This is a genomic window from Streptomyces sp. NRRL S-455, assembly GCF_000717875.1.
In the GTDB taxonomy this organism is placed as follows: domain Bacteria; phylum Actinomycetota; class Actinomycetes; order Streptomycetales; family Streptomycetaceae; genus Streptomyces.
In genome coordinates, this window is sequence record NZ_JOCT01000062.1 from 1 (window position 1) to 1,198 (window position 1,198).

Sequence of the window (1,198 nt, forward strand, 5' to 3'; positions counted from 1 at the left end):
CGCGGCTGGCGGCGGCGTTGACGCCGGAGGTGGACGAGGTGCTGGCGCGGCATCCGCTGCGGGAGCTGGTCACCAGCAGTGAACCGCTGCCGCTGCTGGTGGAGCGCGAGCGGGCCCTGTACGGCTCCTGGTACGAGTTCTTCCCCCGCTCCGAGGGCACCGCCGAGCAGCCGCACGGCACGTTCCGCACCGCCGCGCGCCGGCTGCCGGCGATCGCCGCGATGGGCTTCGACGTGGTCTACCTGCCCCCGATCCACCCCATCGGCACGACCTTCCGCAAGGGAAAGAACAACACCCTCTCCCCCGGCCCCGACGACGTCGGCGTGCCCTGGGCGATCGGCTCGCCCGAGGGCGGCCACGACGCCGTCCACCCCGCACTGGGCACCCTTGAGGACTTCACCTGGTTCGTGGACCAGGCCCGCGGACACGGCCTGGAGATCGCCCTCGACTTCGCGCTGCAGTGCTCCCCCGACCACCCCTGGGTGCAGAAACACCCCGAGTGGTTCCACCACCGCCCCGACGGCAGCATCGCCTACGCGGAGAACCCGCCGAAGAAGTACCAGGACATCTACCCCATCGCCTTCGACGCGGACATGGACGGCCTGGTCGCCGAGACGCTGCGGGTGCTGCGGCACTGGATGGACTGCGGGGTGCGGATCTTCCGTGTCGACAACCCGCACACCAAGCCGGTGGTGTTCTGGGAACGGGTCATCGCCGACATCAACCGCACCGACCCCGACGTGATCTTCCTGGCCGAGGCGTTCACCCGCCCGGCGATGATGCACACGCTGGCCCAGATCGGCTTCCAGCAGTCCTACACCTACTTCACCTGGCGCAACTCCAAGGACGAACTGACGCAGTACCTCACGGAACTTTCGGGTGAGGCGGCCTCCTACATGCGGCCCAACTTCTTCGCCAACACCCCCGACATCCTGCACGCCTACCTCCAGCACGGCGGCCGGCCCGCCTTCGAGGTCCGGGCCGTCCTCGCCGCCACCCTCTCCCCCGCCTGGGGCATCTACTCCGGCTACGAACTGTGCGAGAACACCCCGCTCAGGGAGGGCAGCGAGGAGTACCTGGACTCGGAGAAGTACCAGCTCAGGCCCCGCGACTGGGACACCGCCGAGCGGGAGGGCCGCACCATCACCCCGCTGCTGACCCGCCTCAACACCATCCGCCGGGAACACCCGGCGCTGCA

Annotated in this window: 1 protein-coding gene; it reads left to right on the forward strand. The window is 69.5% G+C overall.

Going from position 1 to position 1,198, the window contains the following annotated elements; all coding sequences use genetic code 11:
• On the forward strand, positions 1 to 1,198 hold a 1,198-nt coding region (locus tag IE97_RS0137780; protein WP_030252146.1), incomplete at both ends, for an alpha-1,4-glucan--maltose-1-phosphate maltosyltransferase.